The sequence below is a fragment of the Pseudomarimonas arenosa genome (genome assembly GCF_014841215.1).
GTDB classification, from domain to species: domain Bacteria; phylum Pseudomonadota; class Gammaproteobacteria; order Xanthomonadales; family Xanthomonadaceae; genus Pseudomarimonas; species Pseudomarimonas arenosa.
Map to the genome: position 1 here is coordinate 43,361 of NZ_JACYTR010000003.1, position 13,776 is coordinate 57,136.

Annotated in this window: 13 protein-coding genes and 1 tRNA gene; 7 read left to right on the forward strand and 7 right to left on the reverse strand. The window is 62.3% G+C overall.

Annotated features, from left to right (window positions below; genetic code table 11):
- The first annotated feature begins 35 nt into the window (after positions 1-35).
- Positions 36-112: transfer RNA gene (locus tag IFO71_RS02135), tRNA-Arg, on the forward strand.
- Positions 113-336: 224 nt separating this feature from the next.
- Here IFO71_RS02135 and IFO71_RS02140 read toward each other — a convergent pair.
- The 3 genes from IFO71_RS02140 to IFO71_RS02150 form a co-directional block, all read right to left on the reverse strand.
- A complete protein-coding gene (locus tag IFO71_RS02140) occupies positions 337-570 on the reverse strand; it encodes a hypothetical protein (protein ID WP_225444310.1) in 234 nt (77 codons plus the stop codon).
- A gap of 94 nt (positions 571-664) precedes the next feature.
- Positions 665-1,330, reverse strand: a complete 666-nt coding sequence (locus IFO71_RS02145; protein ID WP_192027878.1) for a PilZ domain-containing protein — start codon at positions 1,328-1,330, stop codon at positions 665-667.
- 150 nt (positions 1,331-1,480) lie between these two features.
- Positions 1,481-2,170 carry an SOS response-associated peptidase gene (locus IFO71_RS02150; RefSeq protein ID WP_192027879.1) on the reverse strand — a complete coding sequence of 230 codons (690 nt, stop codon included), beginning with the start codon at positions 2,168-2,170 and terminating at the stop codon, positions 1,481-1,483.
- Between the two features lie 136 nt (positions 2,171-2,306).
- Between IFO71_RS02150 and IFO71_RS02155 the strand changes: the two genes are divergently transcribed.
- Together IFO71_RS02155 and IFO71_RS02160 are read left to right on the forward strand one after the other, a co-directional pair.
- Complete coding sequence (locus IFO71_RS02155; protein WP_192027880.1) at positions 2,307-2,891, forward strand: hypothetical protein; 585 nt, start codon at positions 2,307-2,309, stop codon at positions 2,889-2,891.
- Between the two features lie 9 nt (positions 2,892-2,900).
- Entirely contained in the window at positions 2,901-3,449 is a 549-nt protein-coding gene (locus IFO71_RS02160; protein ID WP_192027881.1) for a cob(I)yrinic acid a,c-diamide adenosyltransferase, read from the forward strand.
- Positions 3,450-3,474: 25 nt separating this feature from the next.
- Here the strand turns inward: IFO71_RS02160 and IFO71_RS02165 are convergent, their stop codons facing one another.
- Positions 3,475-4,929: a glycosyltransferase family 39 protein gene (locus tag IFO71_RS02165; RefSeq protein WP_192027882.1), complete on the reverse strand. Its 1,455-nt coding sequence runs from the start codon at positions 4,927-4,929 to the stop codon at positions 3,475-3,477.
- Between the two features lies 1 nt (position 4,930).
- Complete coding sequence (locus IFO71_RS02170) at positions 4,931-6,481, reverse strand: B12-binding domain-containing radical SAM protein (RefSeq protein WP_332309291.1); 1,551 nt, start codon at positions 6,479-6,481, stop codon at positions 4,931-4,933.
- 293 nt (positions 6,482-6,774) lie between these two features.
- Here IFO71_RS02170 and IFO71_RS02175 point away from each other — a divergent pair, with 293 nt between their 5' ends.
- Positions 6,775-7,422, forward strand: coding sequence for a response regulator (locus IFO71_RS02175; protein ID WP_192027884.1), 648 nt, complete (start codon positions 6,775-6,777; stop codon positions 7,420-7,422).
- Between the two features lie 57 nt (positions 7,423-7,479).
- Here the strand turns inward: IFO71_RS02175 and rne are convergent, their stop codons facing one another.
- Positions 7,480-10,620: a ribonuclease E gene (gene rne, locus IFO71_RS02180; protein ID WP_192027885.1), complete on the reverse strand. Its 3,141-nt coding sequence runs from the start codon at positions 10,618-10,620 to the stop codon at positions 7,480-7,482.
- 404 nt (positions 10,621-11,024) lie between these two features.
- On the opposite strand from rne, the gene IFO71_RS02185 reads away from it, so the two are divergent.
- Positions 11,025-11,960, forward strand: coding sequence for an RluA family pseudouridine synthase (locus tag IFO71_RS02185; RefSeq protein WP_192027886.1), 936 nt, complete (start codon positions 11,025-11,027; stop codon positions 11,958-11,960).
- Between the two features lie 78 nt (positions 11,961-12,038).
- Here IFO71_RS02185 and IFO71_RS02190 read toward each other — a convergent pair whose 3' ends face one another.
- On the reverse strand, positions 12,039-12,389 hold the full coding sequence (locus tag IFO71_RS02190) for a 4a-hydroxytetrahydrobiopterin dehydratase (RefSeq protein WP_192027887.1): 351 nt from the start codon (positions 12,387-12,389) through the stop codon (positions 12,039-12,041).
- A 102-nt stretch (positions 12,390-12,491) separates the two neighbouring features.
- On the opposite strand from IFO71_RS02190, the gene IFO71_RS02195 reads away from it, so the two are divergent.
- A complete protein-coding gene (locus IFO71_RS02195; RefSeq protein WP_192027888.1) occupies positions 12,492-13,082 on the forward strand; it encodes an NfuA family Fe-S biogenesis protein in 591 nt (196 codons plus the stop codon).
- On the forward strand, positions 13,079-13,765 hold the full coding sequence (locus IFO71_RS02200) for a hypothetical protein (protein ID WP_192027889.1): 687 nt from the start codon (positions 13,079-13,081) through the stop codon (positions 13,763-13,765). Before IFO71_RS02195 ends, IFO71_RS02200 begins: the two co-directional genes overlap by 4 nt.
- Positions 13,766-13,776 lie beyond the last annotated feature (11 nt).

The window sequence follows — 13,776 nt, forward strand, 5'->3', positions numbered from 1 at the left end:
GGCCGGACGCCCGGGTGTGGGAGAATTCGCGGCTCGCCCCCGTAGCTCAGCTGGATAGAGCGTCCCCCTCCTAAGGGGAAGGTCGTGCGTTCGAATCGCGCCGGGGGCACCAAAAATCAACACGTTGTACGCTTGGCGTATTGCATCAGAGTGCACATTAGGGCACTGAAAAAGCACAGCAAGCAGCGTTCCCGATGCCAGCTTTCTTGGCGTTGGCTGAGAAGCAGTTCGACAGCGTGTCGCGGTGAGCCGACACCATCGGTGCGGGACTGATTCGAGTGCGGCCTTGGCCTGCCATGGCTACATATCTGCCAGCGCAAACTCGATGCCGCGGCATCACATCGCCTCAATCGTCTTCACATGCTGGTTTCCGAAAACGCGGGTTTGGGTAAAGGTCATCGTGTCGCCCGGCTGCGGATTGGGCGGGATGGGATTCGTGGTTCCATCCTTGGCCTGCACGAGGAATTTGGCTGCGGTGGTTGTGGACACGACAAAGGTTTCATCGCCCATTTGGCGCGTAACCATGATCTCGTCCGAGCCCTCTGCGTAGCGCTGGATGACTCCGACCAAGTCCTGCGTGCTGATCTAGCCTGCTGACTGAAGAAAACGAAGGTGAACGCCAGGTGCGTCTGGCCACTGCAACTACCCGAGCTGGCGCCTCCCCTCAGTCGATCACTGCATGCGATTGAGTGGCGGCCAGGGTGTAGGCCTGCAACAGCAGGCGGTCGGCCTTGGCGACGTTGTCGAAGGCCAGGCCGAATCGGTGCTGGGCTTCGGCGCCGGAGGCGTGGCAGACCCTGCCGGCGAGTTGCAGGGTGTAGACCTTGCGTTCGAACTCAATCTCGAAGTTAAGCTGCAGTTCGCCGCCGACGGCGATGCCGTTGCCGCTCATCTCGATCATGGCACCGGCCGCGCTGAGGTCGATCACCTGTGCATCCTGCTTCGGGCTGTTGCCGCTCCATGCCTTGGCGGCGAGGGCAGTGGGAATGCGCAGGGCACTGCGTACCTTGCGAGCACTTACCTGCTCGGGATAGGAAACCAGCAGATAGGCGAACGGTATGCTGAAATTGCCCAGGACGCGGGCGGGAAAGCGGAAATCATGCTGGCCGGTGAAACCACTGATGTCGACCTTGACGTTCTCTACCCAGCCCGAGGGTGGCGCTGACTTGTCGAGCGGTACCAGCATCACGCCCTTGTTCTCGATGGCAGCGCAGAATTTTGCTTCAACCACTTGCTGGTTGCCGATGTGCATCTGCAAGAACATCCCGGGTCGCAGCCGCAAGGCCCGGAGGGACAGCGAGCTTTCGGGTTCCGTACTGACTTGAGTCATCGACACGATCCTTGCGCTGGGGGCCCGGCATGCGTTGCAACGGCTGCCGTGCCTGTGATTCAACTGCGCGCCGCGGCGGGCGTCAACTGTATCGTTTGCCAGCCGGGCCGGGCCGAGGTGGGGCAGGCTCCGTGATTCACGGCGACAGGTCTACTCGAACAGGCCCGTTTGACGGCTCAGCGGCTGGCACAGCTGCGGCCCCTGCGAGCGCACGTTGCCCACGGCGTTGTCGACCGCATGCCAGGCCAGGCTGGGCGAAACGTACTGTTGAGCCCACTCCAGCGGCTGCACGGGGGCGTGCTCAATCCAGGCCCGCCCGGCCTCGGGTTGCAGCATCACCGGCATCCGATCATGCAGTTCAGCGACCTTGCCGGTGGCCGGGCAGGTGAGGATGCTGAAACTCGGCAGCTCAGGGCCGCTCGGCAGTGGTGGTTCCCATAGCGCCGCCATGCAGAGCAGAGGCGCCGTGGCGTCTTGGATGTAGTGCGCCTGCTTGCTGCCGGTCTGGGTCTTCCACTCGTAGTAGCCTGAGGCCAGCAGCAGCGCGCGATGACGCCGAAAGGCATGGCGAAAGGTCGGTTTGCTGGCAGCGGACTCGATGCGCGCGTTGAAGGTGCTGTAGCCGGTTTTGCCGGGGTCCCGGGCCCAGGCCGGGATCAGGCCCCAGCGCATTGGTTGCGCGCTGAGCACGCCCTGGATGGGCAGCACTACCCAGGCGCTCTGAGTCGGTGCCACATTGAACTGTGCCGCTGGCTGCTGTTCGGGCGAACGAAATTCAATAGGCTGTAGAAAGGCCCGCACTTCGGCCCAACTGGTGTCTTGGGTGAAACGTCCGCACATCGAGTTGGCCCTGTCGCGAAGGGACGGTTACATCTCATTGTCATCAATGACATGGGCGCAATCCAGCGCCGAGGCGGGTCCGCAGGGCGGGTGTTTCCGTTAGAATTCCACCTAGTCGATTGATTGGAGCTCCCGCATGTCCGCAACCCGTAAACACGCCTTGGCGTTTGCCGCTCTCGCCCTGGTGATGGTGCTGACGCGGATTCACCACTTCGGCCCGATTCCCGATGCATCTTGGGCGGTATTCTTCGGCGCCGGCTTCTGGATGGGTCGCGCCTGGCGCTGGGCGTTCCCGAGCCTGATGCTGGTTGCCGTGACGGTCGACTATTTCGTCATCACCGCCAGCGGGCAGAATTTCTTCAGTCACTACTGTGTTTCGCCGGGCTACTGGATGTTGTTGCCGGCGCATGCCGCGATGTGGGCCGGCGGACGCTTGCTCGCCTTGCGTGCGCAGCGCCCCGCCTGGCAGCGCGGGCTGGAACTGCTGGTGGTGGTGCCCGCGGCGGTGGCTTTGTGCCATCTGTTTGCCCAAGGCGGTTTCTACTGGCTGAGCGATGTCGTGGCCGAGCCGACGGTAGCCGGCTGGGCGAAGAACTATGCCGACTGGTTCCTGCCGTACCTGAAAGTGGCCGCTATCTATATCGGCCTCGCTGCCCTCGGTCAGGCCAGCGTTGAGGCGCTCAGCGGGCAGTCCTTGCGGGCCGATCGAACGGCAGGCTAAGGGACGGTCATGGGGAATCGGCTGTCGAAAATCTACACTCGCACCGGCGATGACGGCACCACCGGACTGGGCGATGGCTCGCGAGTGGCGAAAGATTCGGCCCGAGTTTCCGCCTACGGCACGGTGGACGAGCTGAACAGCTCGATTGGTGTGGTGCTGGCCTGCGAGTTGCCCGAGTCAGTGCGGGAACTGTTGGTTCGGGTGCAGCACCAGCTGTTCGATCTGGGCGGCGAGCTGTGTATCCCTGGGCATGCCGCCATCCAGGCCGCCGATATCGATGGCCTGGAGCAGGCGCTGGACGGCTTCAATGCCGATCTTCCGGCGCTTAAGGATTTCATCCTGCCGGGCGGTGGAATGGCGGCAGCACAGTGCCATATGGCGCGCACCATCTGTCGCCGTGCGGAGCGCGAAACGGTCAGCCTGGCGCATCACGATCCGGTGCGGTCGGAAGCGATTCGCTACCTCAATCGCCTGTCTGACCTGCTGTTCGTGCTGTGTCGCGTGCTGGCCCGCACCAGCGGCCATGGCGAAGTGCTGTGGCAGCACGCGCGGCGCTGATACGGCCCGCAACCTGTGGCAGCGCTCAATCGCGCGGCGCCAGCATCCACAACTGAAACCGTCGGTCGTCAACCTCGAGGTTGAGCGGTGTCCCTTCGATGGGCAGCACGTCCTGCCAGCAGCTGCTGCCGATTTCGCACAGCACGGCGGCGCCTTCACGCTCAACATCCGCGCGACTCAGCCAGGGCGATAGATCAAAGCGACCCTCGATCAGCATTGAAGGCCGCGAGCCCGCATAGGTCGACACGATGGCGGTCAGTATGTGGTCTCCGGCAACGATGCGCAGCGGGCGCTGGAAACGATCGTTCCATGTGTTTTCCACCGCCAAGGCCAAGGCCGGTCCATCGAATACCGTCTTTGACTGGCTGCCGCGCAACTTGTAGGCCAGGTGTCCCGCCGTCAGGCCAAGCATCAGCAGCGCAAGAAGAATCCCGAACACGCGCAGGCGTACCGGCTGCAGGCTCAGCGGCAGCCACTGCAGCAGGCAGATTCCAAACAGGTTGAAGAACGGAAATGCCCAGGTCGACTTCAGTCGACTGCCGCTGATCGCGCCATACAACATGGCCAGTATTAGCGGTCCCAAGCAGAGCGCCAGCAACTGCCAGCGAAGCGGCGAGTGCGGCGTAGCGTCGGTGTGCCGCTGCACCAGGCTCAACGCAACCACAGCGCTCAGCAGCATGCCGGCCAGCGCACCGATGGCAAAGCGCAGTGGCTCCAGCAGGTGGGACGTCCAGTCGCCTGCGCCCTGTTCATCAAAGCGCTGCAGGTAGGCCGCAGGCAGTCGCCAGTTTTCGAGCAGCCAGATCAGGTGCGGGCTGATCAACAGCAGCCCAAGCACGGCGCCGCCCCATAACCAAGGGTTTCGCCATTGCCTGCGTGCATCAGGATCGATCAACAGGATCGAGACGAAGGTGAGCAGCAGCAGGGCGCCGGAGTACTTGGTCAGCAAGGCTGCTGCCGACCACGCCGCCAGCCACAGCCAATGCTGCGACGCCCCTCGCGTTGCGCGCAAGAAGTGGAAGCCCATCGCGGCCCAGATCGGCAGCTGCAGGCTGTTCATGTTGAAGTTCGGCGTGAGGACGGTGTGGAAGTAACTCAGTTCCAGCACCAGCGTGGCAATGATCGAAGCGGTGGGTGCCAGCACCAGTCGCGCTGTTCGCCACACGTAGTACAGCGTGACCAACACACCGAGTTGCGCCAGCAGGTAGAGGCTTTCTGGTTGCTGGCCACTGAGCTGAAAAGCCGCCTCGCCGAGCCAGGGGCCGAGCGGCGGATGCTTGTAATAGCCCAACTGCCACTCCATGCCCCAGCCGAGCAATTCGGCGGCGTCCAGCGGCAGCATCTGGTAGCTCAGCGCGGGTAGCAGCACCCAGATCACGGCGTGCCAGAGTAGCAAGGCGGCCAGCAGCCATGGCGGCCATTCGCGCAAACTCGGGCTGAAGCTCGGGCCGTAGCGCTCGGCCGAGAGAGTCAACGTCACCTCAGCCGCTCTGCGCTGCAGCAGGATCGCCTGGCTGCCTTAGATGACGGCGTTGGCGCTTTGGCGTGGCGCCAGCGGCGTTCTGCCTGGTGCCGGCCGGCTTGGCTTCGAAATCCAGTGGGCCGCGTGCCCCGCCGGCCGAGTGGTCAGCCTGCAAAGCGGCATCGAAGACAGCGAGCTGCTGCGGGCGACACTGTTCGATGTACTGATGCAGCAGCCGCGCCAGACGCTCCGGTGCAAACGCATGCGACTTGCCGGTGAGCTGGTACAACCAGTCGGAGAAGGCAAGAAAACTGGCAAATGGCGTGTCCCCCAGCAGCAGCGGCAGGCTGAGGGTGAAGCGCCCGGAGTTGGCGATGATGTCCCAGTAACGGGCAAAGCGACTCAGACGTTGCATGGTGGAGAAGTCGATATCGCGGGTGCTGAGAATGTTGTACGGCGGCGCCGGGTTGAAGCGCAGATCAAACTCGGTGCTATGACGGGCGATCGGTGCACCGCGCAGCCGCTTCAGAATGCCGAATTGAATCTCGTGCGGTCGCAAGGCAACCAGCTGATCGAAGCCGCGGGCGAACATGTCCACCGTTTCGCCGGGCAGGCCAGCAATCAGATCAACATGCAGATGCGCTTGCGTGTGCTGTCGCAACCATTCGAGATTGGCTCGGGCCAGCTCGTTCTTCTGCCGCCGCGAGATGCGTTGCTGTACCTCGGGATCAAAGGTCTGGATACCGATCTCGAATTGCAGGGTGCCAGCGGGAAATCGGGTGATCCATTCGCGCAGACGCTCGGGCAGGTGGTCGGGCACAAGTTCAAAATGTACGAACAGCGGATCCTCAGGAGACTGTTCGAGTTTGTCCAGAAAGAACTGCAGAATGCGAATGGAAGTGTCGATCTTGAGATTGAAGGTGCGATCGACGAACTTGAACTGACGTACGCCGCGCTGGTAGAGGCGCGAGATGTCGTCGAGAAATGCATCCAGCGGGAACGGCCAGGCGGTCTTGTCCAGGGCTGACAGACAGAACTCGCATTTGAACGGGCAGCCGCGCGAGGCTTCGACGTAAACGTAGCGTTTGGCCACGTCTTCGTCGGTGTATTCGTCGTAGGGTCGCTGCAGTGATTCCAGCGGCGGTTGGATGCCCAGAATGAACTTACTCTCCGGCTTTGCGCCCTCAAAGATCTGAACGCATAGATCAGCAAAGCTGATGTCGCCCCAGCCGCTGATCACATAGTCGGCCCATTGGCAGATTTCCGACTCGCCCGACTCGTAGCTCACCTCCGGGCCACCCAGCACCACGATCAGGTCGGGCTGCAGCCGTTTCAGCAGCCGAACCAGTTGGGTACATTCGTCGACGTTCCAGATGTACACGCCCAGCCCGACAACGCTCGGCTGTTCGGCCAGAATCTGCTCAGCGATGTCCTCGCTCTTCTGGCCGATTATGAATTCGCGAATCGCCGAGCGCGACCGCAGTGCGCCGAGATTGGCGCGCAGATAGCGCAGACCCAGCGATGCGTGGGCGTAGCGGGCATTGAGGGTAGTCAGCAGAATGTGGTTCACGGGGTGCATTATCCCTGGTTGGCGGGTCGTTGCGACCGCCCAGCGTTGAATTTGGTCCCAAGCGACGGGTGCTGTGGTTACTTTCCAGCGTCCTCGGCAGCGAGCGCTTGGTTGTCGGCCAGCCTCATGCGAGCATCGGCATTCTGGGGCGGCCATCGGGTTTCGACATCTGGGGAGAGTCGAGAACTTCGGCCCGATGACAGCTCGTTTTCAGGCGAAGTGGGCGGCGCTGTGGCCGTTCGCGCTGAGGCCCTCAAAGAGCGAGGCTCTCGGCGATCAGTTTGGGGGTGCCAATGACAAACGTGTTGCTGATCGATGATCACGCCCTGGTGCGTGCTGGATTCAAAGCAATTCTGGAGGGTGAACCTGGGTTCACGATTGTGGGGGAGGCGGAGAACGGTGAGTCCGGGCTGCGTATGGCGCGCAGCCTCAGGCCCGATGTGGTGATCTGTGATCTGCACCTGCCGGGACTCAGTGGTCTGGAGGTAACCGAACGCATTCGCCAATCCATGCCCGAATTGAAGGTGATGATCGTGACGGTGCAGGAGGAAGGCCCGCTGCCACGAAGGTTGCTTGATGCCGGCGCCCATGGCTATGTGGTGAAAGCCTGCGAGCGCAAGGAGTTCATTCACGCGCTGCGTGAGGTCTCGTTGGGGCGGCGTTACCTGTCGGCAAGTATCGCGCAGCGACTGGCGCTGGAGTCGGTGAACGCCCCGAAGGGCAAGTCGCCGTTCGATTCCCTGACCGCCCGCGAGTTGGAAATCACTCGCATGTTTTGCCTGGGCCGGCGGGCGGTGGATATTGCTGAGTCCTTGTCGCTGAGTCCGAAGACCATTGCCACGCACAAGACCCGACTGCTGGCGAAACTTGGCGTGGGTGACCTGGTCAGTCTGAGCCGCATGGCGCGAGCCTACGGATTGTTCGACCCCAACGTCGAATAGTCGGGCTCGATCCAATGCTGATCGGGCAGCGCAGCCACCCGATCAGAAATCCGTTTGTTAGCGGGCGTCCGGCGTTCCAGTCTTGGCAGCGCCAGTCGATTCGTCATTGGCCGCGCCATTGGATTCGACGGCTGATCCTGGCGTTGAAGGCGCGGGTTCCGGCAAGGGCAGGGGCTGGGTCTGACCACTCAGCACGGCGGAGCGTTCAGCCGTCGCAGACTCAGCCTTGGCCGCTTCTGCATCCTTAGCGGCTTGTGCAGCCTTGGCGGCCTCCTCCTCAGCCTCGGCATCTTCCGCAGCCTTAGCCGCTTCTGCAGCCTTTGCCGCTTCTGCAGCCTTTGCTGCTTCCTCAGCCTTAGCCGCTTCCTCAGCCTTGGCCGCTTCTGCAGCCTTTGCCGCTTCTGCAGCCTTTGCCGCTTCTGCAGCCTTAGCCGCTTCCTCAGCCTTGGCCGCTTCCTCAGCCTTGGCCGCTTGCTCAGCCCTAGCCGCTTCCTCAGCCTTAGCCGCTTCCTCAGCCTTAGCCGCTTCTGCAGCCTTGGCTATTTCCTCAGCCTTGGCTATTTCCTCAGCCTGGGGTGCGAGGTCTGTCGGTGAGGCTGGCTCGTGCTTGGCGATCAGGTCGGCTGTCGGGGCGGTTGTGGGCTGACTTGGTGCGGTTTGCGGCGACGGATCGGAAGTGGCAGGCGCTGCGACCGCAAGCTTGGCGGCCGCTGCGGCCAGTGGCGCGGGTTCCAAAGCGCGTACGCTCGAGGTCCCCGTCGCGGGCAGCTCAGTGTCGGGCTCGATGGCCTGTGCTCGGGAGTCGTCTTCGCTCGCCGATTGGTGGTCGGCCTGCGATTCGCTGGCGTCGTCACCCATCTGAAAGCTTGACTCTGTACCGTTGGCGGCTTCGATCTCGCTGTCCTGGTCATCGTCGTTTTCCGACGGATCCTGATCCAGACTCGCCGCGGTGTCGGCGGCGCCGTTCTGCTTGCGACGGCGGCGGCCGCCGCGACGTCCGCGACGGCGTCGCGAGTTGCCTTCAGCTGCGCTTGCAGCGCTGGCCTGTTCGCCGTCTGCTTCGCCTAGGCTTGGGCTGGCATTTTCCGCCGTTTCGGCAGCACTGGCCGCCGCGGCTGCCAGCGCCAACTGAGCAGCCGCTTCGTCGGTCTGCTGTGCCTTGGCCTGCTTGTTCTTCTCCTCCGCCGCGGCGCGCTGCTTCTCTCTGTTCGCTTCCTTGGCAGCCTGGGCGGCTTGCTGGCGTGCACGCTGCTCTTCGCGCTGCTGCGCCTTGGCCTGCTCCTGCTTGCTGTTGTCCTGGCGGCTCTCTGGCTTATCTTGCCGCTGACGCTGCTGAGCTTCCTGCCGGGCCTGCTTACGACGATCGTTGCGATCCTGGCGTCGGCTGCGCTCGCCGCGATCCTGCCGCGGTTGCTCGCGCGCTTCCTGTGCTTTTGCCGGTTCGCTTGCGGCAGGCGCTGCCGGCGCGGCCGGTGTGCGCTTGAACAGACGCACGATGCGCGAAATCAGGCCCTCGGAATGGGTCGGTACCGGCGTGGCAGCGACTGCCGGTGCGGCGGCCTGAACCTCTGGTTCCACCTGCTCGCGAATCGGTGCCGGGGTTGCCGGCTTTACCGCCGTGACAGCTGGCGGCGGCGGGATGTTGAGGTTCGACTTCGACAGCGCCACCACTTCCACCTTGCGTGGTGACCCGCGTTGGTAGCTGGGTTTCGAGGTTTCCTCGTTAAGCTCATTCTCGCGCAGGCGTGTGACGTTGTAATGCGGCGTTTCCAGCTGCGGATCGGCCACGATCACCACCGGCACATTGTGACGAGTTTCGATTTCACTCAACGCACGGCGCTTTTCGTTGAGCAGAAAATTGGCGATTTCATTCGGCGCCTGCACCAGCACCTGGCCGGTGTTTTCCTTCATTGCGTGCTCTTCACACAGGCGCAGAATGGACAGGGAGAGCGATTCGATCGAGCGCAGGCGGCCATGGCCTTCGCAGCGAGGACAGACGTTCTGAGTCGATTCTCCCAGGCTGGGACGCAGACGTTGGCGTGACATTTCCAGCAGACCAAAACGCGAGATGCGCCCCACCTGCACACGGGCACGATCCTGCTTCAGCGCCTGCGCCAGACGATTTTCGACCTCGCGCTGATGCTTGCTCGAGGACATATCAATGAAGTCCACCACCACCAGCCCACCAAGGTCGCGCAGTCGCAGCTGGCGCGCCACTTCGTCGGCGGCTTCGAGGTTGGTATTGAACGCCGTTTCCTCGATGTCGCCGCCCTTGGTGGCGCGTGCCGAGTTGACGTCGATGGCGGTCAGCGCTTCGGTTTGATCGACCACGATCGATCCGCCGGACGGCAGTCGAACCTGGCGTTCAAAGGCGCTCTCGATCTGGGTTTCGATCTGGAACCGCGAGAACAGAGGGGTGGTGTCGTGGTAGTGCTTGAGCTTGCGCAGGTTGTGCGGCATGACCTGCTCAACAAAGTCACGCGCTTCGCCGTACAGCTCATCGTTGTCGACCAGGATTTCGCCAACGTCGGCGCGCAGATAGTCGCGCAAGGCGCGAATGATCAGTCGCGACTCCTGATAGATCAGGAAGGGCGAAGGCTTCTTCAGCGCTGCTTCGGCGATGGCTCGCCAGATCTGCAGCAGATAGTCGAGATCCCACTGCAACTCGTCGGCAGCACGACCGATGCCGGCGGTGCGGATGATCACACCCATCTCTTCCGGAATATTGAGCTGGTCCAGCGCTTCTTTCAGGGCCGCGCGGTCATCGCCTTCGATGCGGCGCGAGACGCCGCCAGCGCGCGGGCTGTTCGGCATCAGCACCAGGTAGCGACCGGCCAGCGAGATGTAGGTGGTGAGCGCTGCGCCCTTGTTGCCGCGCTCTTCCTTGTCGACCTGTACGACGACCTCCTGGCCTTCGCGCAGCAGTTCCTTGATGCTGCCCTTGTTGGCATCAGCACCGTCAACGAAGTAGTCGCGGGAGATTTCCTTCAGCGGCAGAAAGCCGTGACGTTCGCCGCCATATTCGACGAAGGCAGCTTCCAGAGAAGGCTCAAGGCGGGTGATCCGGCCCTTGTAGATGTTGCCCTTTTTCTGCTCTTTGGACGGTTGCTCGATGTCCAGATCGTAAAGGTTCTGGCCATCAACAATGGCCACTCGCAACTCTTCTTCCTGGGTTGCGTTAATCAGCATCCGCTTCATTGTTATTCATTCCTCACGCGCTCATACCGCGAGGAACGCCGGGCGTCCGCACCCTGTTCGGGGAATCGTCGGCGCCACGCGCCTGACGATCCTGCAGAAACTCCAGCGCTACCAAACCGCCTGCGTACCGCCGCGGGAGCGCTTTGTTCAATATCATCTGGTTGCAACAGAACGAGTTCCGCGCCACCGCCATGCCGAAGTACCGACATCGGTCTTCGTGCGATCACATCTGACTGATTCCTTACATCAGCGTTTACACTTCGCGGTTGATCCGCGTCGCCAATATTCGGGTCGGTCTACGCTGTTGGCGCTAAACGCTTGAGCCAACAGCAGAATAGGGACGTAATTTCGCGCAGCGAGTGTAGCAAGCGAAGCTGCACCGCAGCAATGACGAGGAGCAGGGCATGAGTGCGGGTTCGGGGGTCAAGTTGGTCAAGGTGGACCCCGATAGGGCCGGGCAGCGGCTCGATAACTTTCTCCTGGGGCAGTTAAAAGGTGCGCCCAGGTCATTGATTTATCGAATACTTCGCACGGGTCAGGTGCGAGTAAACGGCAAGCGGGCCAAGCCAGATACGCGCCTGGAGGGGGGCGAAGAGGTGCGCATCCCGCCGGTGCGTCTGGCTGAGCCGGGCGATCCCGGCAAGCCGGCGCCGGCCCTGTTGCAGCGCATCGAGAAAGCCATCCTGCACGAGGATCGCGACTTGCTGGTGCTGGACAAACCCTCCGGCATTGCCAGCCACGGGGGCAGCGGGATCAGTTTCGGTGCCATCGAGCTGATGCGTCAGTTGCGCCCTGATCAATCGCTGGAGCTGGTGCACCGTCTGGATCGCGACACCAGCGGCATCCTTTTATTAGCGAAGAAGCGCTCGGCGTTGTCCGAATTGCAGCGAATGATGCGTGAGGGTGGCATTGAGAAGCGCTATCTGGCTCTGCTCTCAGGCCAGGTGCGCAAGCCGAAGTTCAGTGTCGATGCGCCGCTGGAGAAATCGGTGCTGCAGGGCGGCGAGCGGATGGTGCGGGTTGACGCGGCCGGCAAGGAGTCGCTGAGCCATTTCAGTCTGATCGACCGCTACGGCGACTTCAGCTATGTCGAAGTGAAAATCGACACCGGCCGCACCCACCAGATCCGCGTGCATTCCGCCTATGCCGGGTTTCCGGTGGCCGGCGACGACAAGTATGGCGACAAGGAGGCCAATCAAAAGGCCAAGAAGGTCGGGCTGAAACGGCTGTTTCTGCACGCGGCCACCCTGAGCTTCGCCCTGGGCGACGGCGAACGCCCTTATGTGCTCAACGCACCCTTGCCAGATGAACTCAAAGCGGTGTTGGATCGGCTGGTGTAGCAGCCTGCAAGGCTTGTTGCCCGCGGTTCATGGGTGCGGCTTGGGCCGGCGGGCCATAGGCCCACCGTGCGAATGCACCTATTTGGCTGCGTCGGCGAACAGCGCTTCGGCCTTGGCGGCGCAGATCAAGTCGTTGTCGGTCACGCCATCGGCATCATGGGTCGAGAAGCGAACCACGCAGCGGTTGTAGTGCACGCCGAGATCGGGGTGGTGATCTTCGCCGTGCGCTACATAGGCCAGCGCATTGACGAAGGCCATGGTGTGGTAGTAATCGGGGAAACTGTAGGTTTTGCAGATCGCCTTGCCATTGTCAATGACAAGCCAATCGGGAAACGAACGCATGGCAGTTTCCAGAGCATCGGCCGCCAGCTGATGCTCGGCGCCTTTCAGCGGTTGGCAGTGGCGGGATTGATAGTTGGCTAGGGTCATGGTCGGCAGGAATTATGAACAGATGCCAGTATAGCAACGCCGGTCTAACGACCCCGGTCTTACACTACGGCATCAAACAGTCACTCCATCTGAAGAACGCACATGATTCAAATCAGCGAGTCCGCCCAGACCTACTTTCGTCAGCTGCTCGATCAGCAGGATGAGAATTTCGTCGGTATTCGATTGACTGCCTTGCGGGCCGGCACCCCTGGCGCCGATGCTCGTCTGGAGTTCTGTGAGTCTGCCGACTTGCAGGGCGATGAGTGGGCGGTGGACTGCGAGGGCTTCACCTTGTTTGTCGATAGCGCAAGCGTCCCTTTCTTTGATCAGGCTGAGATCGATTTCGAGAAGTCCGCCGGCGGTGGGCAGGTCAATGTCAAGGCGCCGAAGATCAAGGGAGTCGCGCCCGGCGAAGGCAGCTCATTGGTGGAGCGGGTGCGCTTTGTGCTCGATCAGGAGATCAATCCGCAGTTGGCCAGTCATGGCGGTCGCGTGGCGCTGCAGGAAGTTTCGGCCGAAGGAGTGGTGGTGCTGCGCTTCGGCGGTGGCTGCCACGGCTGCGGCATGGTCGATGTGACCTTGCGCGAGGGTATCGAGACGACGCTGAAACAGCGTGTTCCGGAAATCACTGCCGTGGTCGATGCCACCGATCACGAAACGGGCTCCAATCCTTATTTCCAGCGTCAAGCTTGAGCACATCATCGGAGGTGCTTTGGGCTCCGCTTTCGCTGCGCCCAGCGCCGCGTTGGCACGAGTTGCTGAGCCACAGTCAGCTGGTATCGATCGCCGTGACGGTGCTGGTGCTGCATCTGTTGGGCGTGTTTTGGCTTTGGAGTCTGATGCGCCCTTCAACCGGTGCAACCGACACTGAGTCGATACAGGTGCAATGGTTGGCCGCGGATCCGCGTCGCGAGTTGCCGGTCCCGCCAATGCCACGGCCGCCACTGCGAGCCGTGAGCGCGGCGCCGTCACCCGTGATCACTGCTGAACGGCGCGAACCGAGCGAGACTGCGCAGGCGCAGGATGTGGAGCCCGTCTCCCAGCCTCCTGCAAGCCGGTGGCTCACCATCGATGGAACGCCGCGTTGGGATCGCAGTGCTATCGTCGCTTCTGGCTGGACGGATCAGGATCGCATCGTGCGTGATCGACTGGTTCAGTTGCCCGGTCACAGCGATTCCGCGGCTGCGGAAAAGGTGGCGATCAGGCTGCGCCGGGCGATGACGCCCGAAGATGTGGTCGGTGCCGTGCTGCGCTTCCTGTTTGGCCGCGTGGCGAAGGACGATTGCCGAGCCATCGAGCGCCGTCTGCATATGAGCGACCCGGGAATAACCCGGGAAATCGATCTGCACAAATTCCGCAAACAATGTGCCAGCTAAGTTCGGCCGGG